Annotated in this window: 26 protein-coding genes and 1 pseudogene; 17 read left to right on the top strand and 10 right to left on the bottom strand. The window is 39.2% G+C overall.

Annotation, left to right across the window (positions count from 1 at the left end):
• The first annotated feature begins 1 nt into the window (after nt 1).
• From trmB to HG567_RS03580, 13 genes are all read left to right on the top strand, one after another.
• Complete coding sequence (gene trmB / locus HG567_RS03520; protein WP_202164001.1) at nt 2-1,180, top strand: tRNA (guanosine(46)-N7)-methyltransferase TrmB; 1,179 nt, start codon at nt 2-4, stop codon at nt 1,178-1,180.
• Entirely contained in the window at nt 1,180-1,851 is a 672-nt protein-coding gene (locus HG567_RS03525) for an ABC transporter ATP-binding protein (protein WP_202140168.1), read from the top strand. The genes trmB and HG567_RS03525 overlap by 1 nt, the downstream gene beginning before the upstream one ends.
• Entirely contained in the window at nt 1,838-2,644 is an 807-nt protein-coding gene (locus HG567_RS03530; RefSeq protein WP_202140169.1) for an FtsX-like permease family protein, read from the top strand. Before HG567_RS03525 ends, HG567_RS03530 begins: the two co-directional genes overlap by 14 nt.
• On the top strand, nt 2,637-3,839 hold the full coding sequence (locus HG567_RS03535) for a murein hydrolase activator EnvC family protein (RefSeq protein ID WP_202140170.1): 1,203 nt from the start codon (nt 2,637-2,639) through the stop codon (nt 3,837-3,839). The genes HG567_RS03530 and HG567_RS03535 overlap by 8 nt, the downstream gene beginning before the upstream one ends.
• Nucleotides 3,840-3,937: 98 nt before the next feature.
• On the top strand, nt 3,938-4,297 hold the full coding sequence (locus tag HG567_RS03540) for a FlaG family protein (protein ID WP_001876599.1): 360 nt from the start codon (nt 3,938-3,940) through the stop codon (nt 4,295-4,297).
• Nucleotides 4,298-4,313: 16 nt separating this feature from the next.
• Nucleotides 4,314-6,371 (top strand): flagellar filament capping protein FliD, encoded by a 2,058-nt coding sequence (fliD, locus tag HG567_RS03545; RefSeq protein ID WP_202164002.1) that lies wholly within the window; start codon nt 4,314-4,316, stop codon nt 6,369-6,371.
• 45 nt (nt 6,372-6,416) lie between these two features.
• Nucleotides 6,417-6,797 carry a flagellar export chaperone FliS gene (fliS, locus tag HG567_RS03550; protein ID WP_001199081.1) on the top strand — a complete coding sequence of 127 codons (381 nt, stop codon included), beginning with the start codon at nt 6,417-6,419 and terminating at the stop codon, nt 6,795-6,797.
• On the top strand, nt 6,784-7,023 hold the full coding sequence (locus HG567_RS03555) for a hypothetical protein (RefSeq protein WP_202140172.1): 240 nt from the start codon (nt 6,784-6,786) through the stop codon (nt 7,021-7,023). The genes fliS and HG567_RS03555 overlap by 14 nt, the downstream gene beginning before the upstream one ends.
• 52 nt (nt 7,024-7,075) lie before the next feature.
• On the top strand, nt 7,076-7,735 hold the full coding sequence (locus tag HG567_RS03560) for a tRNA threonylcarbamoyladenosine dehydratase (protein WP_202140173.1): 660 nt from the start codon (nt 7,076-7,078) through the stop codon (nt 7,733-7,735).
• Nucleotides 7,736-7,760: 25 nt separating this feature from the next.
• Nucleotides 7,761-7,907: a hypothetical protein gene (locus tag HG567_RS03565; RefSeq protein WP_000656207.1), complete on the top strand. Its 147-nt coding sequence runs from the start codon at nt 7,761-7,763 to the stop codon at nt 7,905-7,907.
• 3 nt (nt 7,908-7,910) lie between these two features.
• Nucleotides 7,911-8,792, top strand: coding sequence for a carbon-nitrogen hydrolase (locus HG567_RS03570; RefSeq protein ID WP_202140174.1), 882 nt, complete (start codon nt 7,911-7,913; stop codon nt 8,790-8,792).
• 122 nt (nt 8,793-8,914) lie between these two features.
• Nucleotides 8,915-10,228, top strand: a complete 1,314-nt coding sequence (locus tag HG567_RS03575; protein ID WP_202140175.1) for a Na+/H+ antiporter family protein — start codon at nt 8,915-8,917, stop codon at nt 10,226-10,228.
• Nucleotides 10,228-11,544 carry an MATE family efflux transporter gene (locus HG567_RS03580; RefSeq protein ID WP_272928046.1) on the top strand — a complete coding sequence of 439 codons (1,317 nt, stop codon included), beginning with the start codon at nt 10,228-10,230 and terminating at the stop codon, nt 11,542-11,544. The genes HG567_RS03575 and HG567_RS03580 overlap by 1 nt, the downstream gene beginning before the upstream one ends.
• Here HG567_RS03580 and rny read toward each other — a convergent pair whose 3' ends face one another.
• Both rny and HG567_RS03590 read right to left on the bottom strand, forming a co-directional pair.
• A complete protein-coding gene (gene rny, locus HG567_RS03585; RefSeq protein ID WP_237392974.1) occupies nt 11,545-13,056 on the bottom strand; it encodes a ribonuclease Y in 1,512 nt (503 codons plus the stop codon).
• Nucleotides 13,034-13,705 (bottom strand): 5-formyltetrahydrofolate cyclo-ligase, encoded by a 672-nt coding sequence (locus HG567_RS03590; protein ID WP_202140236.1) that lies wholly within the window; start codon nt 13,703-13,705, stop codon nt 13,034-13,036. Before HG567_RS03590 ends, rny begins: the two co-directional genes overlap by 23 nt.
• Nucleotides 13,706-13,802: 97 nt before the next feature.
• Here HG567_RS03590 and HG567_RS03595 point away from each other — a divergent pair, with 97 nt between their 5' ends.
• Both HG567_RS03595 and ftsY read left to right on the top strand, forming a co-directional pair.
• Nucleotides 13,803-14,360, top strand: coding sequence for a hypothetical protein (locus tag HG567_RS03595; protein WP_202164003.1), 558 nt, complete (start codon nt 13,803-13,805; stop codon nt 14,358-14,360).
• Nucleotides 14,361-14,365: 5 nt separating this feature from the next.
• On the top strand, nt 14,366-15,247 hold the full coding sequence (ftsY, locus tag HG567_RS03600) for a signal recognition particle-docking protein FtsY (RefSeq protein WP_202140178.1): 882 nt from the start codon (nt 14,366-14,368) through the stop codon (nt 15,245-15,247).
• A gap of 8 nt (nt 15,248-15,255) precedes the next feature.
• On the opposite strand, the gene HG567_RS03605 is transcribed toward ftsY, so the two are convergent.
• From HG567_RS03605 to moaA, 4 genes and pseudogenes are all read right to left on the bottom strand, one after another.
• The gene (locus HG567_RS03605) at nt 15,256-15,570 is read right to left on the bottom strand and encodes a YkgJ family cysteine cluster protein (RefSeq protein WP_202140179.1); all 315 of its coding nucleotides are present in this window, start codon (nt 15,568-15,570) and stop codon (nt 15,256-15,258) included.
• A gap of 58 nt (nt 15,571-15,628) precedes the next feature.
• A pseudogene (locus HG567_RS03610) lies at nt 15,629-16,518 on the bottom strand (sortase).
• A gap of 11 nt (nt 16,519-16,529) precedes the next feature.
• Nucleotides 16,530-18,080: a hypothetical protein gene (locus tag HG567_RS03615; protein WP_202140180.1), complete on the bottom strand. Its 1,551-nt coding sequence runs from the start codon at nt 18,078-18,080 to the stop codon at nt 16,530-16,532.
• Nucleotides 18,081-18,326: 246 nt separating this feature from the next.
• Nucleotides 18,327-19,292 (bottom strand): GTP 3',8-cyclase MoaA, encoded by a 966-nt coding sequence (gene moaA / locus HG567_RS03620; RefSeq protein ID WP_202140181.1) that lies wholly within the window; start codon nt 19,290-19,292, stop codon nt 18,327-18,329.
• Between the two features lie 86 nt (nt 19,293-19,378).
• Between moaA and mobA the strand changes: the two genes are divergently transcribed.
• Nucleotides 19,379-19,984, top strand: a complete 606-nt coding sequence (gene mobA / locus HG567_RS03625; protein ID WP_202140182.1) for a molybdenum cofactor guanylyltransferase MobA — start codon at nt 19,379-19,381, stop codon at nt 19,982-19,984.
• Nucleotides 19,977-21,053: a flagellar biosynthesis protein FlhB gene (flhB, locus tag HG567_RS03630; protein ID WP_202140183.1), complete on the top strand. Its 1,077-nt coding sequence runs from the start codon at nt 19,977-19,979 to the stop codon at nt 21,051-21,053. The genes mobA and flhB overlap by 8 nt, the downstream gene beginning before the upstream one ends.
• A gap of 83 nt (nt 21,054-21,136) precedes the next feature.
• On the opposite strand, the gene HG567_RS03635 is transcribed toward flhB, so the two are convergent.
• The 4 genes from HG567_RS03635 to tyrS are packed head-to-tail and all read right to left on the bottom strand — an operon-like array spanning nt 21,137 to nt 25,631.
• The gene (locus tag HG567_RS03635; protein ID WP_202164004.1) at nt 21,137-21,874 is read right to left on the bottom strand and encodes a hypothetical protein; all 738 of its coding nucleotides are present in this window, start codon (nt 21,872-21,874) and stop codon (nt 21,137-21,139) included.
• 18 nt (nt 21,875-21,892) lie between these two features.
• Entirely contained in the window at nt 21,893-23,314 is a 1,422-nt protein-coding gene (locus tag HG567_RS03640; RefSeq protein WP_202140185.1) for an N-acetylmuramoyl-L-alanine amidase family protein, read from the bottom strand.
• A 6-nt stretch (nt 23,315-23,320) separates the two neighbouring features.
• Nucleotides 23,321-24,412: a decanoate oxidase/trans-2-decenoyl-[acyl-carrier protein] isomerase FabX gene (gene fabX / locus HG567_RS03645; protein ID WP_000255218.1), complete on the bottom strand. Its 1,092-nt coding sequence runs from the start codon at nt 24,410-24,412 to the stop codon at nt 23,321-23,323.
• A 10-nt stretch (nt 24,413-24,422) separates the two neighbouring features.
• On the bottom strand, nt 24,423-25,631 hold the full coding sequence (gene tyrS, locus HG567_RS03650) for a tyrosine--tRNA ligase (protein WP_202140186.1): 1,209 nt from the start codon (nt 25,629-25,631) through the stop codon (nt 24,423-24,425).
• Nucleotides 25,632-25,639 lie beyond the last annotated feature (8 nt).

Genomic DNA, 25,639 nt, shown 5'->3' on the forward strand with positions numbered 1-25,639 from the left:
AATGCCCCATTTTTTAGCCAAATTAAATTCCAAGCCTTTAGAATACCCCATAATCAAAGGGGATTTTTGTTTCCATAGGGAATTTTTAAGCTTAAAACACCCCACTAAAAGCTGTGTGCATGCGAGTTTTAAGGATCATATTTTTTTATTGCAAAAAATCCGGCGAGCGAATGATTTTTTGATCAAAAGCGAAAAAGCGACGCCCTTAAAAAGAGAGATTTTAAAACAAGCTTTAAGGATTTATTCGCAATCTTTTGAAGTCATTTCGCATAATTTGCAAGAAAATTCTAAACATGCGAGCGGAAAAAAAACCCTTGATTTAGAGGCTTTTGAAGACTTTATCCAAAACAATCAAGCCCCTATTCTAGCCGAAATTGGTTTTGGGAGCGGGAGACATTTGATAGAATTAGCCAAAAACAACCCCACTAAAACATGCTTAGGGATAGAGATTCACACCCCCTCTATCGCGCAAGCGTTAAAGCAAATTGAATTGTTGGATTTAAAAAATCTGCACATCTTGCAAGGCGATGGCCGTTTAATTTTAGAGAGCATGCCAAATTATAAGTGCGAGAAAATTTTTGTGCATTTCCCTGTGCCATGGAATGAGAAAAAACACCGCCGGGTGCTAAGCGAAAAGTTTTTAAACGAAGCTTTAAGGGTTTTAAAGCCTAGAGGGTTTTTGGAATTACGCACCGATGATAGCCTTTATTTTGAAGACAGCCTAAAATTAGCCCTAAAAAACTTTCAATGCGAGATAGAAATCAAAAAAAATGCTCAAATCCCGGTTATCAGCAAGTATGAAGCGCGTTGGAATAAACTCAAAAAAGATATTTATGATTTAAGAATTTATTCTTTAGAATTAAATGAAACCCCTTTTGATGACCATGCATTTGATTTTTCTTTTGATACAATAACAATGAGTAAAAAGAGCGTTAAAACGATTTTAAAAACCAAAAAAATCATCCAAGAGGGGTATTTTGTGCATGTTTGTAATATTTATGAGGATAAGGGGGATTTTTTAGTGGAATTGAGCATGGGGGATTTTGATTGGCCTGTGCGTTTGTTTGTTTTATTGGCAGAAAATCAGATTTTTTATCTCAATAAAAGCCCCTTAAAAACCTTAAACAACCACAAAGCGCACCTTTTGCTTCAAAATATCCTAAGCCAAAAGGGAGTTTGATGAGCGTGATCATCGCAGCGAATAATCTATGCTTGCAATACCAGCAAAACGAACCGGTCATTAAACATGCCAATTTGCGCATCAAACGAAAAGATTTTGTGTTCATTTCAGGGCCTAGTGGGAGCGGTAAAAGCACGCTTTTGCGTTCGTTTTATGGGGATTTAAAGGTTTTTAGCGGTAAATTAGAAGTTTGCAATACCAACATGAACAACGCTTCAAAATCAACGATTTTGGATTTGCGTAAAAATATTGGCGTGGTTTTCCAAGATTATAAATTGATCCAAGACTACACGATTGAGCAAAACATCAAACTGCCGATGATTATTTGCGGAATCAAAAAAGAAGAATGCCACTTGCAACTAGAAAAACTTTTAGGGCATATTGATTTACGCCATAAGGCTAACCGCTACCCCAAAGAGCTCAGTGGGGGCGAACAACAGCGAGTGGCTATGGCTAGGGCTATGGCGAACTGCCCTGAACTCATTTTGGCCGATGAGCCTACCGGGAATTTAGACGATTATTCTAGCGATAAAATCTGGAGTCTATTAAGGGGCATGAACACGCAATTAAACGCTACGATCGTGGTGGTTACGCACAAATTCCCTAAAAATTTTAGCGCTTATCACCGAAAATTTTACATAGAAGATGGGGAAGTTTATGAATACTCTTAAAAAGCATTTAGCCTTTATCATTCCCCTAGTGGCGTTATTGTTTAGCTTGGAGTGTGTGTTGTTTATCAATCAAGCGATCGAACAGAAAGAAAAAAAATTGATTGAAGATTATTCAGTCGTGTTAGCCAGCACGCAAAAATTAAGCTTGGAATTGTTGCATCAAAATTTTAACGAAATCATAGCGTTAAAAGAAATTGATCCTAATTATTCTTTAGAACCTCTTCAAAAAACTTTAGGTACAGACGGGCTTAAGGAATTAAAAAAAAATTTACCCTTTTTTTATTCTTTACAACTTTCCACATTCCCCACTCAAGAGCGTTTAGAAAACATTAAAGAAAAATTGCTCAAAATCCCTGGCGTTCAAAAAGTTGAAGTCTTTGCCAAAACTTACATGCAAGTGTATGATCTCTTGAGTTTTATTAAAATAGCGGTCTATATCTTTGCGTTAGTGGTCTTTGTTTTATCGGTTTTATTGATGTTTAAGCAAGTCCGCATCTGGATCTATCAATACCATGAGAGGTTAGAGATCATGGATTTATTAGGGGCTTCGGTGTCTTTTAAAAACGGGTTTTTGTATAAAATAGCTTTAATGGATTCTTTAATCGCTAGTTTTTTAGCCCCCATGCTCATGCTTTATATCACTTCGCAAAAAGGTTTTGAAAAAACGATGGATACTTTGGGTATTATAGGAGGCGCGTTTGTTTTAAACCATTTTTTATGGGGACTGCTTTTTAGCCTTGTGGTCTCATTTGTTTCTGTTTTACTTGTAGCTTGGAGGACTAGACATGTATAAATTAGGGGTGTTTTTGTTAGCCACCTTACTATCAGCTAACACGCAAAAAGTGAGCGATATTGCTAAAGATATCCAGCATAAAGAAACCCTTTTGAAAAAAACCCATGAAGAAAAAAACCAACTGAACAGCCGTTTGAGTTCTTTGGGCGAAGCGATCCGCTCTAAAGAGCTTCAAAAAGCGGAGATGGAGCGCCAAATGATCGCTTTAAAAAAGAGTCTTGAAAAAAATCGTAACGAAAGTTTGGCGCAAGAAAAAGTCCTAACCAACTACCGCAAGTCTTTAGATCATTTGCAAAAACAACGATCATTTTTACAAAAGAGGGTGTTTGATACGCTTTTAGAGGATTTTCTTTTTTCACAAGCCCTAAAGGGGCAGAATTTAGCCTCTTCTAGTGATGTGATTTTACAAGTGGCGTTTGAAAACTTGCACCAAAGCACCCTGTCTAAAATGTCGCAACTAAGCCAAGAAGAAAAAGATCTCAATACGCAAGCTTTAAAAGTCAAAAGCAGCATTCAAAAAATCTCATCTGTCATAGATGAGCAAAAAACTCGTGAAGTAACCTTAAAATCCTTGCAAACCGAACAAAATAAGCTCATTTTGAGCATGCAAAAAGATTATGCGATCTATAACCAACGGCTAACCCTTTTAGAAAAAGAGCGCCAGAATTTAAACGCTCTTTTAAAACGCTTGAATATCATCAAACAAAATAGAGAAAATGAAGAGAGGGTCAGTTTGAAAAAATCTTCTCAAGCCTTAGAAGTCAAACAAGTGGCTAGCTCTTATCAAAATATCAACACCACGAGCTATAACGGGCCAAAAACGATCGCTCCTTTGAACGATTATGAAGTGGTGCAAAAATTTGGCCCCTATATTGATCCGGTTTATAATTTAAAAATTTTTAGCGAGTCTATTACGCTAGTGTCAAAAACCCCAAACGCTTTGGTGCGTAATGTTTTGGACGGGAAAATCGTGTTCGCTAAAGAAATCAACATGCTTAAAAAAGTCGTTATCATTGAGCATAAAAACGGCATCCGCACGATTTATTCTCAACTGGATAAAATCGCCCCCACCATTAAAAGCGGCATGCGGATCCAAAAAGGCTATGTTTTAGGGCGTATTGAGCAACGCTTGGGCTTTGAAGTTACCATGAGAGAAAAGCACATTAACCCCTTAGAACTCATTGCGCGCAATTAAGATTTAACAAATCATTTTTATTGCCGATATTGGCTAAAGAGCTTATGCAAACAAAGAAATAATTATACTTGTAGGCATGGAAAAATTTGGAGGTTTTTATGGTCAATGAAGTTCAAGGGATTGGGATTCCCGCATCTCATGCAAGCGTTCAAACAACCCCTACAAAAGAGATCAGTCGCACAAACACTATAAACACTATTGATGAATCTAAGACAACAATAGATCCTGATCAATACAAACCCAAACTAGAATTATTGAGCGAGCGTCTGAATGAAGAGATGAAACGCATTGGCACGGATATTAATTTCAGTTATAACGATACGATTAAAGGGTTAGTGGTTTCAGTCAAAGACGCTAATGGGGATAAGGTGATAAGAGAAATACCCTCTAAAGAAGCCGTGGAGCTTATGCAAAGAATGCGCGATGTGATAGGCATTATCTTTGATAAAAGAGGCTAAACATTAGAGGTAAAACATGGCAATAGGTTCATTAAGCTCATTGGGGCTTGGCAGTAAGGTTTTGAATTACGATGTGATTGACAAGCTTAAGGACGCCGATGAAAAAGCGTTAATCGCCCCCTTAGACAAGAAAATGGAGCAAAATGTTGAAAAACAAAAAGCCCTAGTGGAAATTAAAACACTCCTTTCATCTCTAAAAGGCCCGGTTAAAACGCTTTCGGATTATTCCACTTATATCAGCAGGAAAAGCAATGTTACAGGCGATGCGTTGAGCGCGAGCGTGGGGGCTGGCGTGCCTATCCAGGATATTAAGGTGGATGTGCAAAATTTAGCGCAAGGCGATATTAACGAACTAGGGGCGAAATTTTCTTCAAGAGATGATATTTTCAGCCAAGTGGATACCACGCTCAAGTTTTACACGCAAAACAAGGACTACGCCGTTGATATTAAAGCGGGAATGACTTTAGGCGATGTGGCTCAAAGCATCACGGACGCTACCAATGGCGAAGTGATGGGCATTGTGATGAAAACAGGAGGGAATGACCCCTACCAATTAATGGTGAATACTAAAAACACCGGCGAAGACAACCGAGTCTATTTTGGCTCACACCTCCAATCCACACTCACTAACAAAAACGCCCTTTCTTTGGGGGTTGATGGAAGCGGAAAGAGTGAAGTGAGTTTGAATTTAAAGGGGGCTGATGGGAACATGCATGAAGTCCCCATCATGCTAGAGCTCCCTGAAAGCGCTTCTATCAAACAAAAAAACACCGCAATCCAAAAAGCGATGGAGCAGGCTTTAGAAAATGACCCTAATTTTAAAGATTTGATCGCTAATGGGGATATTTCCATAGACACTCTTCATGGGGGGGAATCTTTAATCATTAATGACAGGCGTGGGGGAAACATTGAAATTAAAGGGAATAAGGCTAAAGAGCTTGGGTTTTTGCAAACCACCACCCAAGAAAGCGATTTATTGAAAAGCTCTCGCACCATAAAAGAGGGTAAATTAGAAGGGGTGGTTAGCTTGAATGGCCAAAAATTGGATTTGAGCGCTTTAACCAAAGAAAGCAACACCAGCGAAGAAAACACAGACGCTATCATTCAAGCGATCAATTCCAAAGAAGGCTTGAATGCGTTTAAGAACGCCGAAGGCAAGCTTGTGATCAATTCTAAAACCGGGATGCTAACGATTAAGGGAGAGGACGCTTTAGGCAAGGCCAGTTTGAAGGATTTGGGTTTAAGTGCTGGCATGGTACAATCTTATGAAGCTTCACAAAACACGCTTTTTATGTCTAAAAATTTGCAAAAAGCGAGCGATTCAGCATTCACTTATAATGGGGTGAGCATCACACGCCCCACTAATGAAGTCAATGATGTGATTAGCGGGGTTAATATCACTTTAGAGCAAACCACAGAGCCTAATAAGCCTGCCATTATCAGCGTGAGCAGGGACAATCAAGCCATTATAGACAGCCTTACTGAATTTGTCAAAGCCTATAATGAGCTTATCCCTAAACTGGATGAAGACACTCGTTATGACGCTGACACCAAAATCGCTGGGATTTTTAACGGCGTGGGCGATATTCGCGCGATTCGTTCTTCTCTTAATAACGTGTTTTCTTATAGCGTGCATACGGATAATGGGGTAGAAAGCTTGATGAAATACGGGCTTAGTTTGGACGATAAAGGCGTGATGAGTTTAGATGAGGCTAAATTGAGTAGTGCGCTAAATTCTAATCCTAAAGCGACTCAAGATTTTTTCTATGGGAGCGATAGCAAGGATATGGGGGGCAGAGAGATCCACCAAGAGGGCATTTTTTCTAAATTCAATCAAGTCATCGCCAATCTCATAGATGGAGGGAACGCTAAATTAAAGATTTATGAAGATTCCCTAGACAGAGACGCTAAAAGCCTAACCAAAGACAAAGAAAACGCTCAAGAGCTTTTAAAAACCCGATACAACATCATGGCGGAGCGCTTTGCGGCTTATGATAGCCAAATTTCTAAAGCCAATCAAAAATTCAATTCCGTGCAAATGATGATCGATCAAGCGGCGGCTAAAAAGAATTAAAGAGAATTAAAAAGAATTATCAATCTTAAAGGATAAAGGAACATTATGCAATACGCTAACGCTTATCAAGCCTACCAGCATAACCGAGTGAGTGTGGAATCCCCGGCAAAACTCATTGAAATGCTTTATGAAGGGATTTTAAGATTTTCTTCGCAAGCCAAACGCTGTATTGAAAATGAAGACATTGAAAAAAAAATTTATTATATTAACAGGGTTACGGATATTTTCACAGAATTGTTGAATATTTTAGATTATGAAAAAGGGGGGGAAGTGGCGGTGTATCTTACAGGCTTATACACCCATCAAATCAAAGTTTTAACGCAGGCCAATGTGGAAAACGATGCGAGTAAGATTGATTTGGTGTTGAATGTGGCTAGGGGGTTACTAGAAGCATGGAGGGAAATCCATTCAGATGAACTCGCCTGACATGTTATTAGATCCCTTTAAAATCGCTCTCATTAAAAAAGATTCTAAACTTGCCTTTTCATTGATAGAGCACCTTTCTTTAGAGCAAATAAAAAGCTTGGATTTAGACACGCTTTTAAACCTTAAGGAAATGATAGCCCAAAGCATTGAACTATTAGAAAAAGAAAAAGAAGAACTGCAATCACAAATGCATAAGGCTAAGAAGATTCAAAAATTTTTGTCTTAGATTTTTTAAACTACGATACAATAAAAGCACTATTTTTATTGAAGGCTAAAGATTGTCTGAACCCATAGATAGATTCACGCGCATAAGGTGGTTGTTTAAAAACGATTTTGAAAAAATCCGCCAACAAAGGGTTTTAATCTGTGGCGTGGGGGGCGTTGGAGGCTTTGCGTTAGACGCTTTGTATCGTGTGGGGATAGGGCAAATCACTATCATTGATAAAGATGTGTTTGATGTTACCAATCAAAACCGCCAGATTGGATCAGAAAGGATAGGAGAATCTAAAGTGTTGGTGTTGCAAGATCTCTATAAGGGCGTTCAAGCTTTGAATTGTCGCATAGATGAAGCGTTTTTAAATTCATTTAATTTTAGAGATTATGATTACATTTTAGATTGCATGGACGATTTGCCTATTAAAACAAGCTTGGCGATAAAATGTCAAAATTTCGCTTACGGGAAGTTTATCAGCTCTATGGGGAGCGCGAAGCGTTTGAATCCTAAACACATCAAAGTGGGGAGCGTTTGGGAAAGCTATGGCGATAAATTCGGGCGTAAGTTTAGGGATTTTTTAAAAAAACGCCGTTTTAAAGGGGATTTTAAAGTGGTTTTTAGCCCTGAAATTCCGCATTGCATAGAGCTTGGGAGTTTTAATGCGGTTACGGCGAGTTTTGGTTTGCAAATAGCGAGTGAAGTCGTGCAAGACATTATCAAATAAAATATTACTAATGAAAGGAAGTGGAATGAAAGATTACGAAGACGAATTGGAAGATTTTGAAGAGGAAGAATTAGAGGGCTTTGAAGAAGAAGATGAAGAGTATAATGATTATAAGAATGTCTATGATGATGACGATTATGAAGACTATAACTCTGATTATGAAGAAGAGTGAAAAATGATTTATGCAGGCATCCTCCAGCATGCTTATTGCGGCTCTAGAAAAAAGACTATAGAGCATACAGCCAACTTGCTTGAACAAGCGCTAAAAAAACACCCTAAAACCAATTTAGTGGTGTTGCAAGAATTGAACCCTTATAGTTATTTTTGCCAGAGCGAGAACCCTAAATTTTTTGATTTGGGCGAGTATTTTGAAGAAGATAAGGCTTTTTTTAGCGCTTTAGCTCAAAAATTTCAAGTGGTGCTTATCGCTTCTTTATTTGAAAAGCGCGCTAAAGGGTTGTATCACAACAGCGCGGTTGTGTTTGAAAAAGATGGCTCAATCGCTGGAGTGTATCGCAAAATGCACATTCCTGATGACCCAGGGTTTTATGAAAAATTTTATTTCACGCCGGGGGATTTGGGCTTTGAGCCTATTGTTACAAGCGTGGGCAAATTAGGGCTTATGGTGTGCTGGGATCAGTGGTATCCTGAGGCAGCAAGGATCATGGCTTTAAAAGGTGCAGAAATTTTAATCTATCCTAGCACGATAGGGTTTTTAGAAGAAGATTCTAATGAAGAAAAAAAACGCCAGCAAAACGCATGGGAGACTATCCAAAGAGGGCATGCGATCGCTAATGGCTTGCCTTTGATTGCGACTAACAGAGTGGGCACAGAATTAGATCCTAGCGGCGCGATTAAGGGGGGTATTACTTTTTTTGGCTCTAGTTTTGTGGTGGGGGCTTTGGGCGAATTTTTAGCTAAAGCGAGCGATAAAGAAGAGATTTTGTATGCGGAAATTGATTTAGAACGCACCGAAGAAGTGCGCCGAATGTGGCCGTTTTTAAGAGACAGACGCATTGATTTTTATAACGATTTGTTGAAACGCTATATCAATTAGTCAATCAATTTAAGATTTAAAGTTAGAAAGGGTTAAACATGGTAGGTGTAATTTTTTGCGCTAAACAAGCGCAAAAGTTCTATCATTTTTGCGCGGTATCTTTATTTTAACAAGGAGCAAAAATGCTAGAAAATAGCTCTATATGGAGCAATCCTGCCTTTGTGGCTATCATTTGCATGTGCGTTCTTAGCCTTTTAAGGCTCAATGTCATGCTTTCTATGATTAGCGCGACTCTCATAGCAGGACTTATGGGAGGGCTTGGAATCACAGAGAGTTTTAATGTAATGATAGACGGCATGAAAGGCAATTTGAACATCGCTTTAAGCTACATCCTTTTAGGGGCTTTAGCGGTAGCGATCGCTAAAAGCAATCTCATTAAAGTCGCTTTGAGCAAATTAATAGGCTTGATGAATTACAAGCGATCCACTTTTTGCTTTTTGATCGCTTTCATCGCATGCTTTTCGCAGAATTTAGTGCCGGTGCATATCGCTTTTATCCCTATTTTAATCCCTCCTCTTTTGCATTTGATGAACCGGCTAGAATTGGATAGAAGAGCGGTCGCTTGCGCTTTAACCTTTGGCTTGCAAGCCCCCTACTTGGTGCTTCCTGTAGGGTTTGGCTTGATTTTTCAAACCACCATTTTAGAGCAATTAAAAGCCAATGGCGTGAGCACCACCATAGCGCAAATCACAGGAGTGATGTGGATAGCGGGGTTAGCGATGGTTGTTGGGCTATTTTTAGCGGTATTAACGCTATACAAAAAACCCAGGCGCTACAAAGAAAAATCTTTTAATATAGAAGATTACGCCTCGCTTCAATTAAACTACCATGACTACTTGACTTTTATAGGGATTATCGTGGCGTTTGTGATCCAATTGGCCACCGATTCTATGCCCTTAGCCGCCTTTTTAGCGTTAGCGATCATCTTACTAGGTCGTGGCATTAAATTTAAAGAAACAGACTCTTTAATGGACGATAGCGTAAAAATGATGGCGTTTATCGCTTTTGTGATGTTAGTGGCTAGCGGGTTTGGAGAAGTGTTGCAAAAAGTGCATGCGATAGAGGGCTTAGTGAATGCGATCACAAGCGTAGTCCAAGGGAAGTTTTTAGGGGCTTTTTTAATGCTTGTTGTAGGGCTTTTTATCACTATGGGGATAGGGACTTCTTTTGGCACTATTCCTATCATCGCTGTGTTTTATGTCCCTTTATGCGCAAAATTAGGATTCAGCATAGAATCTACGATTTTACTCATCGGCATAGCCGCAGCTTTAGGCGATGCAGGCTCACCGGCTAGCGATAGCACCATGGGGCCCACTTGCGGGCTTAACGCAGACAACCAACACAATCATATCTATGACACATGCGTGCCGACTTTTTTAGTCTATAACCTCCCTTTGATTGTTTTTGGAGTTCTTGGAGCGTTACTATTAGGCTAATCTATCAAGTTAAGAAAATCTTTTCTTTAGCCTTACCCTCTGGAATCAATGCCTTTTTAGATGTGCTGGTGGTCGCGCTCTCGGTTTTTTTTGTGGGTAAGATTTCGCACCATCACATCGTGGCTTTAGGGGTAGGCTTGCAATTTTTGATGCTTTTTTATGGCATCAATACGATTTTATACACCGGCACTAACGCCATTCTGTCTAGGCTTGTAGGAGCTAGGGATTTTGCTCAAATCAATCACGCTTTTTCCAGTATTTTTATAGGGGCGCTTGTGATTTGTTTGGGCGTGTTGTTTGTTTCTTATTTTTTGATTGAGCCTTTTTTAAATTGGATGCAATTGCAAGATCCTTCGCGCCAATTGACGCAAGATTATTTAGAAGTCTTAGTTATCGCGCTACCGAGTATTTTTTTAAAAAATGTTTTAGTTTCAGCGCTCGCTAGTTTTTCAGACACCCTAACCCCCTTTATTGTCAAAATCATCATGGTCATAGCATGCATTTTTTTGAATCAAGCCTTGATTTTTGGGGATTTTGGTTTTAAAAAAATGGGGATTGTAGGCTCTGCTTTAGCGAATGTGGTTGTCTCTTATTGGGAATTACTCGCGCTTGGCGTTTGGATACAAATCAAAAAAATCCCTTTAAAATTCAAAATAACCTTTCATTTTTCTTTTTTAAAAACCATGTTTAGAGTGGGTTGGCCGGCCGGGTTTGAGCGTTTATTGAGCTTATTTTCTTTAATCCTCTTATCCAAATTTGTAGCGAGCTATGGGGATAAGGTGTTAGCGGGCATGCAAATAGGCATTAGGGTTGAAACCTTTTCGTTCATGCCCGGATTTGGGTTTATGATCGCAGCGATGGTTTTAACAGGGCAAAATTTAGGAGCGAACAAGCCAAAGATCGCCACAGAATACGCGTATTTGATTTTAAAAATCTCTATGGGTTTAATGGGGGTTTTAGGGATTGTTTTAGTCTTATTCGCTAAAGAATTTGCGAGCCTTTTCTCTCAAGATGAAGAAGTCTTAGAAGTGGCGCGATCTTATTTGATCGCTGTTGGCCTCTCTCAAGCCCCCTTAATTGGGTATTTTGTGCTAGATGGAGTTTTTAGAGGGGCTGGCATTTCTAAAGTCTCACTATATATTAACACCCTAAGCTTATGGGGGTTAAGGATCATGCCCATTTACTTGCTTTTAATTTATCATTTTAAGGTGGAATTTATTTTTGTGGTGATCGCATCAGAAACTTTTTTGCGCTCATTCATCTACTATAAAGTTTTTTCTAAAGGCATATGGAAAAGGTGCGGGAAAAAGGCTTAATCATTGCTTGAGCGTAGCGGTCGTTTTGAAACGATTTTCTCGCACCACTTGCACGCCCACTTCACCCACATACTGAGCACTCTCTTCTATCTTTTTAGCGATCTTTCTGGCAATAATAGGCACTTGATTGTCCCTAACTTGGTTGGATTTGACAATCACTCTTAATTCTCGCCCGCTCTCCATCGCATACGCCTTTTCCACCCCATCAAATTCTAGCGCGATCTCTTCTAAAGCTTGCATGCGTTTAGCGTATTCTTCATCGCTCTTTCTTCTAGCCCCAGGACGCCCAGCAGAAAGCGCATCAGCCGCACACACGCTCGCGCACTCCACGCTCAAAATCTCTTCATGCCCATGGTGGGCATAAATCGCATTGATCACAACCGGGTCTTCTTTATGGCGCTTGCACACCTCAACGCCTAAATTCACATGGTCTCTCCCAAGCTCTTGGGTGAGCGCTTTACCAATATCATGCAAAATACCGGCTCTTCTGGCGAGCTTTTTATCCCCCCCAAGCTGCTCTGCAATCAAGCCGGCTAAAAGAGCGACTTCTTTAGAATGCTGTAAAGCGTTTTGCCCAAAACTGGAGCGGTAACGCATTTTGCCTATTAAAATTTTAAGCTCATCTTCCATAGACCCAAGCTCTAATTCTAACACCACGCTCTCCCCTTCAGAAAGCAATTCTTTTTCCATGTTGCGTGCGACTCTATGATAAACCTCTTCAATCCTGTTAGGCTGGATACGGCCGTCTTCTATTAAAATCTTAAGCGTCTCGCTCGCTACTTCACGCCGATAAAGATTGAAACTGGACAAACACAATTCGCTGCTGTCTTCGCTAAATTCTATATCCACCCCGCTGACCTTTTTAAACGCTTCAATATTTTTCCCGTCTTTGCCTATCACACGACCGATATAATCTGAACAAGGCAAAGCGATACGAGTTGTTAAATTCTCTGTCGCATAATTACCCGCAAAACGGGCTGTCGCTTCCGCTAAAATGGCATACGATTTTTTCTTGCCCTCTTCTTTGGCTTCTTTTTCATAACGCCTGATTAAGGCGCTTTTTTGGGCTTCTAATTCTTCTTCTAATTGCTCTAAAATCATGCTTTTAATTTCATCTTTAGTGTAAGCCATGTAATTGAGCATCGCATCTAGCGCTTTAGCTTGAGCTTCTTTACAAACAGCGCGCTGTTTTTTAAAATTTTCTTTTTCTTGTTCTAAAATCTGGCGTTCTTTTTCAAGCTCTTTTTTTTCCTTTTCCAAATAGCGTTTTTCATCTCTTACAAATTCTTTGTGCTGTGCTTCTAAATGCTTCAAATGCGCTTCTTTTTTATCAAAATGGGTTTGGAGTTGCAAGTTCTTGTTTTCATATTGCTGTTGCAATTTGCATTCTTGGCTTTTCATGCGTATCTCTTCAGCTTCCACAAAAGATTTCGCTTGAAACTCCATTAATTTGGCTTTAGCTGAAGCGCTTTTTAAAGTGGCTTGCCCTCTAGCGTAATAGATCTTTTTCATCACATAATACATGACTAGAGCGGTAATCAAACACGCTACTAAGACTTCTAATGAAATGTAAATTAACCCGCTGCTCATAATGTTTCCTTCTATTATTCTTCATAACGATACGAGCATTCATGTAAAGATCCGCTTCAATGTCATAGGCGTCTGTAAGAACACCATTAGCTATCGCTAACTCCCTACTCACAAACACGATTAAGGGGCGTTTTAGCCGCCTTTTGAATAATTGGGGCAAACTCCTATCATACATGCCTAGTCCAAAACCCACGCGCCTAAAGCTTGTATCCATTCCTAAAATCGGCACGACAATACAATCTAATTCTTGCTTATAATAGCGCGACAAACTCGGCTCATCAAACCACCCCAAACGCCTTAAGGGCAACCTAAAGGGTGCGATAGTAAAACCCTCTTTAGAAAAATGAGTGCCTTTTTTGATGCTTTTAGGCAACCACACGCGCTTATTTTTTTGTCTTAACTTCAAAATCAAAGGCCTGATGTCAAGCTCATGCCCTAATGGGCTATACAATAAAATATTTTGATAATCTTTGAGTTTCCAAAACAAAAGCTTGCAAGCCAGTTTATCCCTAACTGCTTTATCTTTTGCTTTAGCCCTTTTCAAGCGTTCTTTACAAAAATCTCTAAAAATCGTTTTAATGGTTATAATCCTTAAATTTTAGACTTACATTATAGTATAATTTTAGGTTATTAGTTACCATTTTATTATTCTTAAGGATGTGTTTATAATGAGAATTAAGGCTTATTTTTTGCGTTTTATCGCGCTGGTTTTGATCGTTTTGTTGGGTTTTAGCGCTTGTAAAAATTCCCAAAAACCTCAAGATTCTCAAAACAATACCACCCAACAAGATAGCCCTAAAACCTACACCGCTATGGATCTAAATAACCAAGAATACACGATTACAGGCGATTTAGATTCTCTAAATATCAGCCCGGATTCCAACACCCCTACCCTATTAGTTTTAAGCGCTTTAGATAATTCTTTAAAAGATTACGCCCCCAGCTTTAACATCTTAAAAAAAACTTTTAAAGATCGTTTGAGGGTGCTTATTTTACTCAATCAACCCTATTCAAGCGATGCAATCAAAGACTTTAGCGCGCGTTCTCAAGCTGATTTGATGATTTTAAACCCTAAAGATACCGCTCTTTTTGATCATTTAAAGTATGACGCTTTAAACCATTCTTTTAACATGCTCCTATATCACAAACACCAATTGATCAAAATGTATCAGGGGATCGTGCCAATAGAAATGCTCCAATTTGATATTTCCAATTTAAAGGATTAAAAACCATGTTTAATTTTTTCAAAAAAATTGTCAATAAAATTAAGGGCGAAGAGGTTAAAGAAAAAAAGCGCCAAAGCGTTCCTAAAGAGGAATTAGAAGAAATTTTGATTGGCTTTGATATCCAATACGATTTGATAGAGAGCTTGTTACAGCATTTAGGCGATTTGGTTACGCCCAAGCAATTAGAAGTCGCTTTGTTGCGTTTTGTGCGTGGGGAAAGCTATTATGATAAAACCCGCCTAAAGACTATCACCACAAAACCCTTAGTGCATTTGATCGTGGGGGTTAATGGGGCGGGTAAAACCACAACGATCGCTAAATTAGCCAAGCTTTCTTTAAAACAGCATAAAAAAGCGCTTTTAGGAGCCGGCGATACCTTTAGAGCGGCTGCAGTCAAACAGCTGCAATTATGGGGCGAAAAGCTTAACATTCAAGTCATTAGCACTAAAGAAGGGAGCGATCCAAGCTCTCTAGCTTATAACACCATAGAAAGTGCGATCGCTAAAAATATAGATGAAGTTTTTATAGACACCGCCGGGAGGCTACACAACCAGACCAATCTTAAAAACGAGCTTTCTAAAATCGCGCGCACCTGCTCTAAAGTTTTAAAAGACGCCCCCTTTTATAAATTCCTTATTTTAGACGGCACGCAAGGGAGTTCTGGGCTAACGCAAGCCAAAATTTTCCATGAGACTTTGGCGCTAGATGGCGTGATTATGACTAAGCTTGATGGCACTTCTAAAGGCGGAGCGATTTTAAGCGTGCTGTATGAGTTGAAATTACCCATTCTTTATTTAGGAATGGGCGAAAAAGAAGACGATTTGATCGCTTTTGATGAAGAACGCTTTATAGAAGATTTGGTTGATGCGGTGTTTGTGGAACAATAAATTAAAAATTATTGATTAAGAATAACCCTAAAACTTGCATCCATGTGGTTTGCTTCTTGTAAAGCGTTACAAACCTCTGCGTTTTTGGCATAAAACTCCTTCAGTGGGATATGGGAATAAAGTTTTTTGTGTGCTTCATCAATCCTGCAAATTAACGGGCGTGATTCATAAATCTTGCACAGATTGGTTTCTAAATCCAAAAACTTGCACACCCCATTGCCAGCATCAAACCCAATAAGCTCAATAATCCCGGTGATATTTTTACAGCAAAGCCCACAAGAGGTGCAAGGGAAACGATCAAGCTTTTCTTGTGATCCTTTCATCTTTTTATATCCTCACATTTAAAGCCCTTCATCTTTCAAACCCCTAGGCGATCCCTTTTCACAAGTTTTTAAGACCTTTTTGATTGGATTGGATCATCGCCACATCATAATGCCCGCTTTTTTGCCCGCTTTCTAGGGTATTTATCTGATTTCGCATGAGATTGAGAGCATTTTGTGCTTTTTTATTAAGTTTTTGGTGTTCGTCCATGATAGAGACTTTCAAAAAAGCACTCAAACTAAAGAGCGTTGAAACGGTAACGCAGAGCTGATCTTTTTCTTCTTGATCGTAACGAGAGGTATCGTAGTGATGCTTTTTCATCGTGGCGATGGCGTCTTGAGAAAGCGAGAAAAACAGCGCATCAAACAGTAATAAGCCTTGGTATCGTCTCGCTTTTTTTCCATTTCATCAGCGCTAATAGCCCCCAAAATAGCGAGTGCAGGAGCTGCTAACAAGCCTCCAACCACTGCCATACCCGCAAGACCACTCGCAGCGAGTCCTCCACCCAACACAGCACCAGTAGTAAAACTAGAAACGCCTAAGCTACCACAGCCTGCAATCACTCCTAGAGCAGAGTCTCCATCAATACCGTTGGTGTTAAGTTGGTTAAGGAGATTTCGCGTGCCTAAGACTTGTTTTTGAATGTCTTGCATATCAGTATCTTTGGTACCGATAGTAATCCTAAGGCGATTCAATTGGTGGAAATGATCCAAAAAGTTTGAAACCGTATGGCTTAAAACATGGAGTTTTTTCTTACCCAATCTCACTAAAGCTTGATTGCGACTAGACTGTGCACTATCAACTTTTCTTTTTGCTTCCTCTTTTAAATTCTCTGCCTTTTTGATAAATTCATCAGCTTCGCAATCGGCATCGAGCGCATCAATCCCTTTTTTGACTCCGTATCCTGCTGCCGCTAGGGCTAACCCTCCTAAAATGAATGGTAATGGCATGTTTTTCTCCTTTAAATTTCTATTTCTTTATTGCTAGTAATGAGTTCCCAGCATTCCTGTTTATTATTAAACAACGGCTTTTGGCCTAGTCTTTCTTGAATTTTGTTATTAACTCCTATACCTAGATTTGCATCCCCTGTATAACTTGCTCTCCAAAGCTCATCAAAACTCTGATTGAAAAACTTGGTGGTTTCATGAAAATATTTCTCAAACACCTCCTTAAATTGATTTTGATAAATCTCTAACAGCTTGATGAGTTCACGGCATTCTTTTTCAATCTCAATACGCCTTTGGCGCACCAATTTAGCCTCTTCACGAGCCTTTAGAAAAGCGTTAAAACAAGTTTCGCTCAAGATCGCACCCACAAAGCCCCCAACCAACGCCCCAACCACAGGAATGGGGATGAGCGCTTGACCAGCAAATGCCATAGCCCCACTACTTACAAGAGTGGTGTTGGCTTTCCCAAGCTGTTTAAGAAGCTCTGTTTTATCAATCTTTCCAGAAAAATAGCGGCCTAATATCGTGGCGTTTGCCATACAAGCACCCACAATCATTGCAGGTAATGAACCCTTGCCAAGGCTTTGGATGATTTTATTAGCGCTGCTTTGCATCCAACCTCCCAAAGAGGAGCTTGCAAACGCACTACCATAAATAAGCGCTCCACCCTTTAGAGTAGCAATGGTGGTGTGCTTGATCGCTTTCACAGGATCCTTGCCATTTGCGATACATTCATAGATATTTGTTATTGCTGAGATCCCACCACCTATCAACGCACCGGTTTGTGCAGCGTTCATTCCTGCTTGATGCGAAACGCTGGCAACATCTTTGGCAGTGGAGAGCTTTGGGTTCAATCTGGCTTCAATTGCCTCTCTTTTAGTGGCGCTCGCAGGTCTTGTATGGGCTTTGATTGTTTTGCATTTTTGGAGTTTTTCCTCTAAATGAGCGGCTTTTTGAAAATCGCCAAGCCCCTTTTGTTTAGCGATTTGAGACTCTAGGCTCTTGATCCTAGTATTGACCGCTCTTTGAAAATCCCCATAATGATTCCTAGCGATTTTCATCTTCGCACCGTTTTCAAAGTATTTTTTATAGGGTTTAGATAAGAGTTTTTTAAAACACTCCTCACCATTTCTGCCCACAAATTTACTTTGCGTGAGCGTTCCAGGAATGACATTCCCCTTTTCATCCACACTGACATAATCCACGATTTCGTGGTTCTTCTTGGGCGTAGCATAGTTTGGGAAAAGATTCTTAACCTGAGCCTTTTGCTCACTAGAAAGATTGTCATACTGCACTATCCTTTCTCTTTTTCCTGCAAGAATATTATGCACATTAACATGGGCTTGCTCTTTGATTTCAGCAGAATACCCCGCCTGTTGGTTGATATTTTGTTTAATATAGTTAGGGTTTACCTTCCTTTTTGAGATCTCTTCTAATCTATCAAAGGCAGAAAAATGCTCTCTATTGGCACTAGCATGAAGTGCACTTTCTTCGCCAGTTGAACCCATGATAGTGGCATCTGTAATGTTGCTGTATTGTTGTTTTTTCTCTCGATCTTTTTTCATGACTCAACTCCAAAAAAGAGGGATTTAAAAAAAGCGAGAGATTTTGGGGATTTTAAAAGGTTTAGGGTAGGCTTATAAGTAACCCCTCCCCAGAAAGACCGGAAACTAAAAAAGCCGGAAATAAAAAAACGCTAGGACTTTTTCCATAAAGACCTCCTTATTGTTTGATCCTAGCCACTATAACCAAAAATCCTAAGCAAACCGCCTTATTTTTAATAAAAAGGTTTAAAATAATAAATATTTTCCCTACCCCCCTGTGTAGTAAAACGCCCTTGTGGGAGTTTCGCTGTTTTTATCATTCCACATGTTTTTTTCTGGTTTATTGATGACAGATTGTTTTAAAAGCCTTTTCATCATTTTTGTATCTTTATTGATGATCGCTTCTTTAGCGTCTATGGCGTCTTGATAGTATAAACATGGGCAAATCTTGCCATCAGAAGCCAAACGGATACGATTGCAAGATTGGCAAAAATCATCGCTATGCGGAGCGATAATGCCAAATTGATAGCCATTTTCTAGCATGTAGATTTTAGAAGACCCTTTTTTAGGGTTTTCTGTTTCAATGATTTTGTATTTTTGAGCGATCAAATCTAAAATTTCTCGCTCTTTCAAGCCTTTAACCAAATCCTTAGCATGCGTATTTTCCATAAATTCAATGTAGCGGATTTGTATGCGCCTGTTTTTCGCGTATTCTAAAAGCTCTAAGATTTCATCATCATTAACGCTTTTTATCACAACCGTATTTAATTTGAGTTTTAAACCCACTTTTAAGGACTCTTCAATCCCTTCTAGCGCATTTTTAAGGGCGTCTTTTTGAGAGATTTTTAAGACCCTATCGCTTTTTAAAGAATCTAATGAAACATTCACCCGTGATAACCCGGCATCTTTTAAACCCTTAGCCATTTTTTTGAGTAAAAAACCATTAGTGCTTAAAACTAACGCCACTTCCTTATTGTAAGCGTGCAATTTAGCGATAAATTCGTCTAAACCCTTGCGTAACAATGGCTCCCCACCCGTGATTCTAATTTTTTTAACGCCTTCATCAATGGCGATTTTAAGAAATTCTAAAACATCATCCAAAGGCAATAATTCTTCATCATCAAAAAAATTTAATGGCGTAGCAGGCATGCAATACTGACACCTGAAATTGCATTGTTTGGTTACAGACACCCTAATATAATCAATAACCCTATTAAAACTATCTACTAACACTCCCTTTATTCCTTATGCCCTTTATTTAAGCTTTTAGTGTAACATAATAAACAACGACTTAACAATATTAAACATGGATAGATCTTTTGAAAAACCCTATCATTGATAACATTCCTTGCGTTTTATTAGCTGGGGGCAAAAGCTCTCGTTTTACCATCAATAATATTCAAATCAATAAGGCTCTCATGCCTTTTGAGTCGTATTCTAGCCTTTTAGAATACCAATACTCGCGCCTTTTAAAACTTTTCAAACAAGTCATTATCAGCACTAAGAAATCGTATGAATTAAACGCTCCCTATCTTTTAGAAAGAGAAAGCGGTCTTTTTTCACCCCTTTTTGGCATTCATAACGCTTTTTTAATGCTACAAACCCCTTATATTTTTTTTATCCCTATAGATACGCCTTTAGTGTCCTTTGAGAGCATTAAAACTCTTTGTGGGATTCAAAACTTTAGCGTAATCTATGCTAAAAGCCCTACAAAAGAACATTATTTAATTTCTCTGTGGCATCAAAATACCCTTAACGCTCTTTTTTACGCTCTTAAAACACAAAATTATCGCCTTAGCGATCTTGTGAAAAATACCTCTTCTGTCGCTATCAATTTTGATCAAGAAGAAGAATTTTTAAACCTAAACACCCTAAAAGACTATGAATTAGCCGTTCAAATTTTAAAAAAGAGGGCCAATGGCTGAAGAAGAAAAGACCGAACTCCCTAGCGCGAAAAAAATCCAAAAAGCCAGAGAAGAAGGCAATGTGCCTAAGAGCATGGAAGTGGTGGGGGTTTTGGGGTTATTAGCCGGGCTAATGAGTATTTTTGTTTTTTTCATATGGTGGGTAGATGGCTTTAGCGAAATGTATCGCCATGTGTTGAAAGATTTTTCCCTAGATTTCAGTAAAGAAAGCGTTCAAGAGCTGTTTAACCAGCTGGCTAAAGACACTTTTTTATTGCTTTTACCGATTTTAATCATTTTAATGGTGGTGGCGTTTTTATCCAATGTCTTGCAATTTGGCTGGCTCTTTGCCCCTAAAGTCATTGAGCCTAAATTTTCTAAAATCAACCCTATCAATGGCGTCAAAAACCTTTTTTCTTTAAAAAAACTCCTTGATGGGAGTTTGATCACTTTAAAAGTTTTTTTAGCTTTTTTCCTGGGGTTTTTTATCTTTTCCTTATTTTTAGGGGAATTAAACCATGCGGCTCTTTTGAATTTGCAAGGCCAGTTGTTATGGTTTAAAAGCAAGGCGTTATTACTCATTTCTTCGCTTTTGTTTTTATTTTTTGTCTTGGCTTTTGTGGATTTAGTGATCAAACGCCGCCAATACACTAACTCTTTAAAAATGACTAAACAAGAAGTTAAAGACGAATACAAACAGCAAGAAGGGAACCCAGAAATCAAAGCCAAAATCCGCCAAATGATGGTAAAAAACGCCACGAATAAAATGATGCAAGAAATCCCTAAAGCCAATGTCGTGGTGACTAACCCTACCCATTATGCCGTCGCTCTTCAATTTGATGAAGAACACCCTGTGCCTGTGGTGGTGGCTAAAGGCACGGATTATTTAGCCATTAGGATTAAGGGAATCGCTAGAGAGCATGACATAGAAATTATAGAAAATAAAACGCTCGCTAGAGAGCTTTATAGGGATGTGAAATTAAACGCCGCCATACCAGAAGAATTGTTTGAAGCGGTAGCGATTGTCTTCGCTCAAGTGGCTAAATTAGAGCAAGAACGCCAAAAACAAAAGATCATTAAACCTCTTTAAGATTTTTGTAAACCCGCTTTTAAGCCCTAAAAAGACACTCAATCAAAGACACTCAAAAAACTTTAACAATCCCTACTTGAGCTTTAAATCTTATGCTCCAAACGCCTTAAAGTGTTATGCACATATTCTAAAAGCCACCCCAATAAGCCTAAAAAGTAAAAACCCAACCGCATGCCATAATATTCTTTAGTTTGAATGAACATGCTAGAACATAGCACCACCACGCTAAGCCCCACGATCAAAATAAGCGTGTTAGCGTATTCATACAGCCCAAAAAGGCGTTTGCAATAGATTAAAACCAGTATCAATAAAATAAGAGCGAGTGTAAAAAGGGAAAAATCCACGCAATCAGACACGCTTAAAAATCTAAAACTCTGTAAAGAAGAAGCAAAAACCCACACGATGCAAATATTCATAGAGGGCAAGAAAGATTGCTTCATGCTAGCCCCTAAAAAACGCCACAATAAAGTCGCTAACAGCACAAAATAGAAAATATAAAGCGCCATTAAAGAATCTTTAACCGGAAAATTCCAAGCGTAAAAAGAAAGGCATAATATCCCTACGCAAGCGCATTTTTGGCGCGTGAGGGTGAAAGGCTTTAGAATAAGCACAAGCAGATAAATTAAAGAAACGCCTATTAACCCCAAGTAATCTAATTTGACAATGAAATCATAAACATGGTTTTCAAACAAAAAAAACAATTGCGAAAAATCGTCGCTGAAATGCGAAAGCAACAAAGTTTCCACATTGAACAAAAACAACAAAAAAAACAATGAAGAAAAAACGACTTTATGCGTGTGTATTTTTTGATAAAAATTCATCTACAACCTAATCATTGCCTAATCATTCTTGCTGAAGAAACTATCAATGCCATCAGCAATACCCTTAGCCAAGATCTTTTGATACGGTTTGCTTTGGATGCGTTTAGATTCTATCGCATGGGAATTATAACCAATTTCTATTAAGATTGAAGGCATTAAAGCCCCGGCTAACACCCAAAAAGGCCCCTCTCTCACGCCCCCATCCACCACATCAGGGTAATTTTTGCGGATACTTTGGAGCATGCCGTATTGCACATCAATCGCCAGTTTGTTAGAAACAATCAATCGCTGCGTGTTTAATGAATTTAAAAGCAAACTTTTAGAAAAATAATCCATTAAATTCACATCGTCTTTATTTTCTTGCTCAGCCACTTTCCTAGCCCTTTCACTCCTTGCGGTGGATAAAAAATAAGTCTCTATACCATGAGCGTTAGAGGTGGAATGCTTGGGGATGGAATTGGCATGCACTGAGATGAATAAATCCGCGCTTTTTTTATTGGCTAATTCCGTGCGAGCCACTAAATCAATATAAATGTCCTTATCCCTTGTCAATAAAACGCTATAGCCTCTTTTTTTAAGCTCTTTGTGTAAAAACTTCACCACTTCTAAAACAATGTCTTTTTCACACACCAAATTCGCGCTCATCGCCCCGCAATCTTTCCCCCCATGCCCAGCGTCTAAAACGATTTTTTTGTGTTTTTTGCGTTTGGTTTTGATGAAAGTATCATTTTTTTCTGCTATAAAAATTTGGTTCTTACTCTCATTTTCCGCTTCTTTTTTAGGAATTTCTTTTTTAGGAATTTCTTTTTTAGGAATTTCTTTTTTAGGAATTTCTTTTTTAGGAATTTCTTTTTTAGGAATTTCTTTTTTAGGAATTTCTTTTTTAGGAATTTCTTTTTTAGCGCTCCTTTCGTTCAATGGAGAGTGCACGTGTTTTGAGTGCGCATGCTTAGTTGGCGTTTTTTCTTTGGTCTCTTTAGACTTTTTAGCCTCTTTTTTAATGGGCTTAGGGGTGGGTTTTGGCGTTGTGTGTTTGAGCGCATGGTGTTTGGGTGGTTTTAACACCATTTGATGCCTAATTAAGGGCTTTTTCTCCACGATAGAAACATAGAGCTTGTCTTTAAGGATTTTAATCTCATAAGTCATCTTAGGAGCATAGCCGATAACCACTCGCACTAATTTAGGGCTGAATTGCGCGATCGTGATAAAAGATTGTTTGGAAAATTGGTAATGCTTTTTAGGAATGGTTAAAATGGCTTCTAATTCCAAATAACTCTTAAAATTTTTGAGCGAAACTTCTTTGAATTTTTTAACCTCTTGATTGAACACCATTTTAACGCTGCTAGAGCCAAAAGGCACAATGTTGGTAATTTTAAGGGTTGTAGCGTAAGCGTAATGAAGCCAAAAAAGACAAGCAACAACCCCTAACCTCACAAGCACTACAAATTAACCCTCTGTAAGCTCTTTGATCAATTCATGCACGCTGATAATCTTATCCACTCTATAGCCGTTAGCCCCGGTAAAATAAAGCCCCTCTTCTCTGTTTCCTAAATAACTGCGCCCCAAGCCATCAGCGATGCAATAGCCCACCTTTTTAGCCTCTTCACCCCTGTTACAAGGAGCTACACAATTGCTCACGCATGCGATTTTGGGCGCATTCCCCTCTTCAATGCGTTTGATCACTCCGGTATTGATAGCCCTAGCCGGATAGCCTACAGGCGATTTAATGAGCAAAATATCTTCTTTTTTGAGCGTGGGCAAAAGATCGGCATACACTTTAGCGTCGCATTCTTTCGTGCCTAAAAAACGAGTCGCCATTTGCACCCCACTCGCTCCAAGACTTAGCATGGTGTCTATATCCTTCCTATCCCAAATCCCCCCAGCAGCGATGATAGGGATATTCCCCCATTCCTTAGAAGCTTCCACGACTTTAGGCACTAAGTTTTCTAATCGGAATTCTTCTTTGAAACAATCTTCGTATTTAAAGCCCTGATGCCCCCCACTCAAAGGCCCCTCCACAATGAATGCGTCCGGGATTCTTTTATAGCGATCGCTCCATCTTTTACAAAGGATTTTTAAAGCCTTCGCTGAAGAAATGATAGGGATGAGCGCCACATCGCTAAAATCCTTAGCGAATTCAGGCATGTTAGTGGGCAAACCAGCCCCTGTTATAATGATATTCGCTCCCGCTTCACAAGCGTCCCTTAAAACACGGCCGTAGTCATTGATAGCGTATAAAATATTCGCTCCCAAAGGTTTGTTCCCGCAAATCTTCCTAGCGTTTGCAAAAATCTCATTCAACGCTTTTTTAGAGTAAAAATTCAAGGCTTCAAAGGGTTTTTTAGCCACAATCCTTTCTACAAAACGCATGTTTTTATAATAACCAGTCCCTACGGCTGAAATCACTCCTAAAGCCCCTTCTTTGGCAACATTTCCAGCTAGTTCATCCCAACTAATCCCCACACCCATTCCCCCTTGAAAGATAGGGAATTTTATGGTGTGCTTACCGATTTTTAGCGGTTTGAGTGTTGATACCATAGCTCTTTCCTTAGTTAATATTTAATTTCATAAATCTTTTCTTACCAAGCTGTATAACATAATTTCCTTTAACAAAACGATAACTCTCATTTTTTACCACTTCTTGATTAATCTTTACCCCTCCCCCTTGAATATCACGCCTGGCTTGTGAAGTGGATGGGCAAAAGCCAATCTGTTTTAAAACATCTAAAATCCCAACTCCCTCATCAAAATCGCTCTCTGATAAAATTTCAGGCAAAAGGTTTGCACTAAACACTTTAGAAAATTGCTCTTTAGCCTTGAATGCTTGATCGTTGTCGTAATAACGAGCCACGATTTCACTAGCGAGATCCTCTTTAACGGCTTTAGGGTGCAGGGTTTGGTTTAAAATACCATGTTTTAAGTCTTCAATTTCTTCTAAAGTCTTAGCGCTCAAAAGGGTGTAGTAGCGCCACATGAGATCATCGCTCACGCTCATGATCTTCCCAAACATCGCGTTAGGCTCTTCAGTGATCCCCACATAATTCCCCAAGCTTTTACTCATTTTTTGCACCCCATCAAGCCCCTCCAATAAAGGCATGGTAATGACAGACTGCTCTTTATTCAAGCCGTAAGCCCGTTGCAAAAAGCGCCCTACCAGCAAATTAAACTTTTGATCATTGCCCCCAAGCTCAATATCCGCATCCATCGCTACTGAATCATAGCCTTGCAACAAAGGGTATAAAAATTCCACGATGCTAATGGGGCGATTTTCTTTATAGCGTTTAGTGAAATCGTCCCTTTCTAGCATTCTAGCGACTGAAAACTTCGCGCACAATTCTATCATGCCCTTTGCGCCTAAAGCATCCAACCAAGTGGAATTAAAGCACACTTCGGTGTGTTGTTGATCTAAAATTTTATAGATTTGCTCTTCATAAGTTTTAGCGTTTTCTAAGACTTGCTCCCGGTTTAAGGGTTTTCTCGTTTCATTTTTCCCTGTAGGATCGCCTATCATAGCGGTAAAATCCCCAATCAAAAACTTAACCCTAGCCCCATATTGTTGCAATAAAGCTAATTTTTGGATCAATACCGTATGCCCTAAATGCAAATCGGGAGCGGTAGGATCAAACCCGGCTTTAACGATAAAGCGTTCATTGGTTTCGTAATATTTCCTCACCAGCTTTTCAATGTATTCTAATCCAATGATTTCATTAGCGCCTCTTTTGATCTCTTTTAAGGCGATAGCGATTTTTTGTTCCATGTTTATTC

Source organism: Helicobacter pylori (assembly GCF_016755635.1).
GTDB classification, from domain to species: Bacteria; Campylobacterota; Campylobacteria; order Campylobacterales; family Helicobacteraceae; genus Helicobacter; species Helicobacter pylori_CQ.

Coding starts and splice junctions, on each gene's coding strand:
- fliS (WP_001199081.1), top strand. CDS start 6,417: ATGCAATACGCTAACGCTTATCAAGCCTACCAGCATAACCGAGTGAGT.
- HG567_RS03635 (WP_202164004.1), bottom strand. CDS start 21,874: ATGAATTTTTATCAAAAAATACACACGCATAAAGTCGTTTTTTCTTCA.
- HG567_RS03615 (WP_202140180.1), bottom strand. CDS start 18,080: ATGAAAAAAGATCGAGAGAAAAAACAACAATACAGCAACATTACAGAT.
- HG567_RS03595 (WP_202164003.1), top strand. CDS start 13,803: ATGAGAATTAAGGCTTATTTTTTGCGTTTTATCGCGCTGGTTTTGATC.
- HG567_RS03530 (WP_202140169.1), top strand. CDS start 1,838: ATGAATACTCTTAAAAAGCATTTAGCCTTTATCATTCCCCTAGTGGCG.
- HG567_RS03535 (WP_202140170.1), top strand. CDS start 2,637: ATGTATAAATTAGGGGTGTTTTTGTTAGCCACCTTACTATCAGCTAAC.
- trmB (WP_202164001.1), top strand. CDS start 2: ATGCCCCATTTTTTAGCCAAATTAAATTCCAAGCCTTTAGAATACCCC.
- rny (WP_237392974.1), bottom strand. CDS start 13,056: ATGAAAAAGATCTATTACGCTAGAGGGCAAGCCACTTTAAAAAGCGCT.
- HG567_RS03565 (WP_000656207.1), top strand. CDS start 7,761: ATGAAAGATTACGAAGACGAATTGGAAGATTTTGAAGAGGAAGAATTA.
- flhB (WP_202140183.1), top strand. CDS start 19,977: ATGGCTGAAGAAGAAAAGACCGAACTCCCTAGCGCGAAAAAAATCCAA.
- HG567_RS03525 (WP_202140168.1), top strand. CDS start 1,180: ATGAGCGTGATCATCGCAGCGAATAATCTATGCTTGCAATACCAGCAA.
- HG567_RS03575 (WP_202140175.1), top strand. CDS start 8,915: ATGCTAGAAAATAGCTCTATATGGAGCAATCCTGCCTTTGTGGCTATC.
- HG567_RS03605 (WP_202140179.1), bottom strand. CDS start 15,570: ATGAAAGGATCACAAGAAAAGCTTGATCGTTTCCCTTGCACCTCTTGT.
- HG567_RS03555 (WP_202140172.1), top strand. CDS start 6,784: ATGAACTCGCCTGACATGTTATTAGATCCCTTTAAAATCGCTCTCATT.
- tyrS (WP_202140186.1), bottom strand. CDS start 25,631: ATGGAACAAAAAATCGCTATCGCCTTAAAAGAGATCAAAAGAGGCGCT.
- ftsY (WP_202140178.1), top strand. CDS start 14,366: ATGTTTAATTTTTTCAAAAAAATTGTCAATAAAATTAAGGGCGAAGAG.
- fabX (WP_000255218.1), bottom strand. CDS start 24,412: ATGGTATCAACACTCAAACCGCTAAAAATCGGTAAGCACACCATAAAA.
- fliD (WP_202164002.1), top strand. CDS start 4,314: ATGGCAATAGGTTCATTAAGCTCATTGGGGCTTGGCAGTAAGGTTTTG.
- HG567_RS03540 (WP_001876599.1), top strand. CDS start 3,938: ATGGTCAATGAAGTTCAAGGGATTGGGATTCCCGCATCTCATGCAAGC.
- HG567_RS03570 (WP_202140174.1), top strand. CDS start 7,911: ATGATTTATGCAGGCATCCTCCAGCATGCTTATTGCGGCTCTAGAAAA.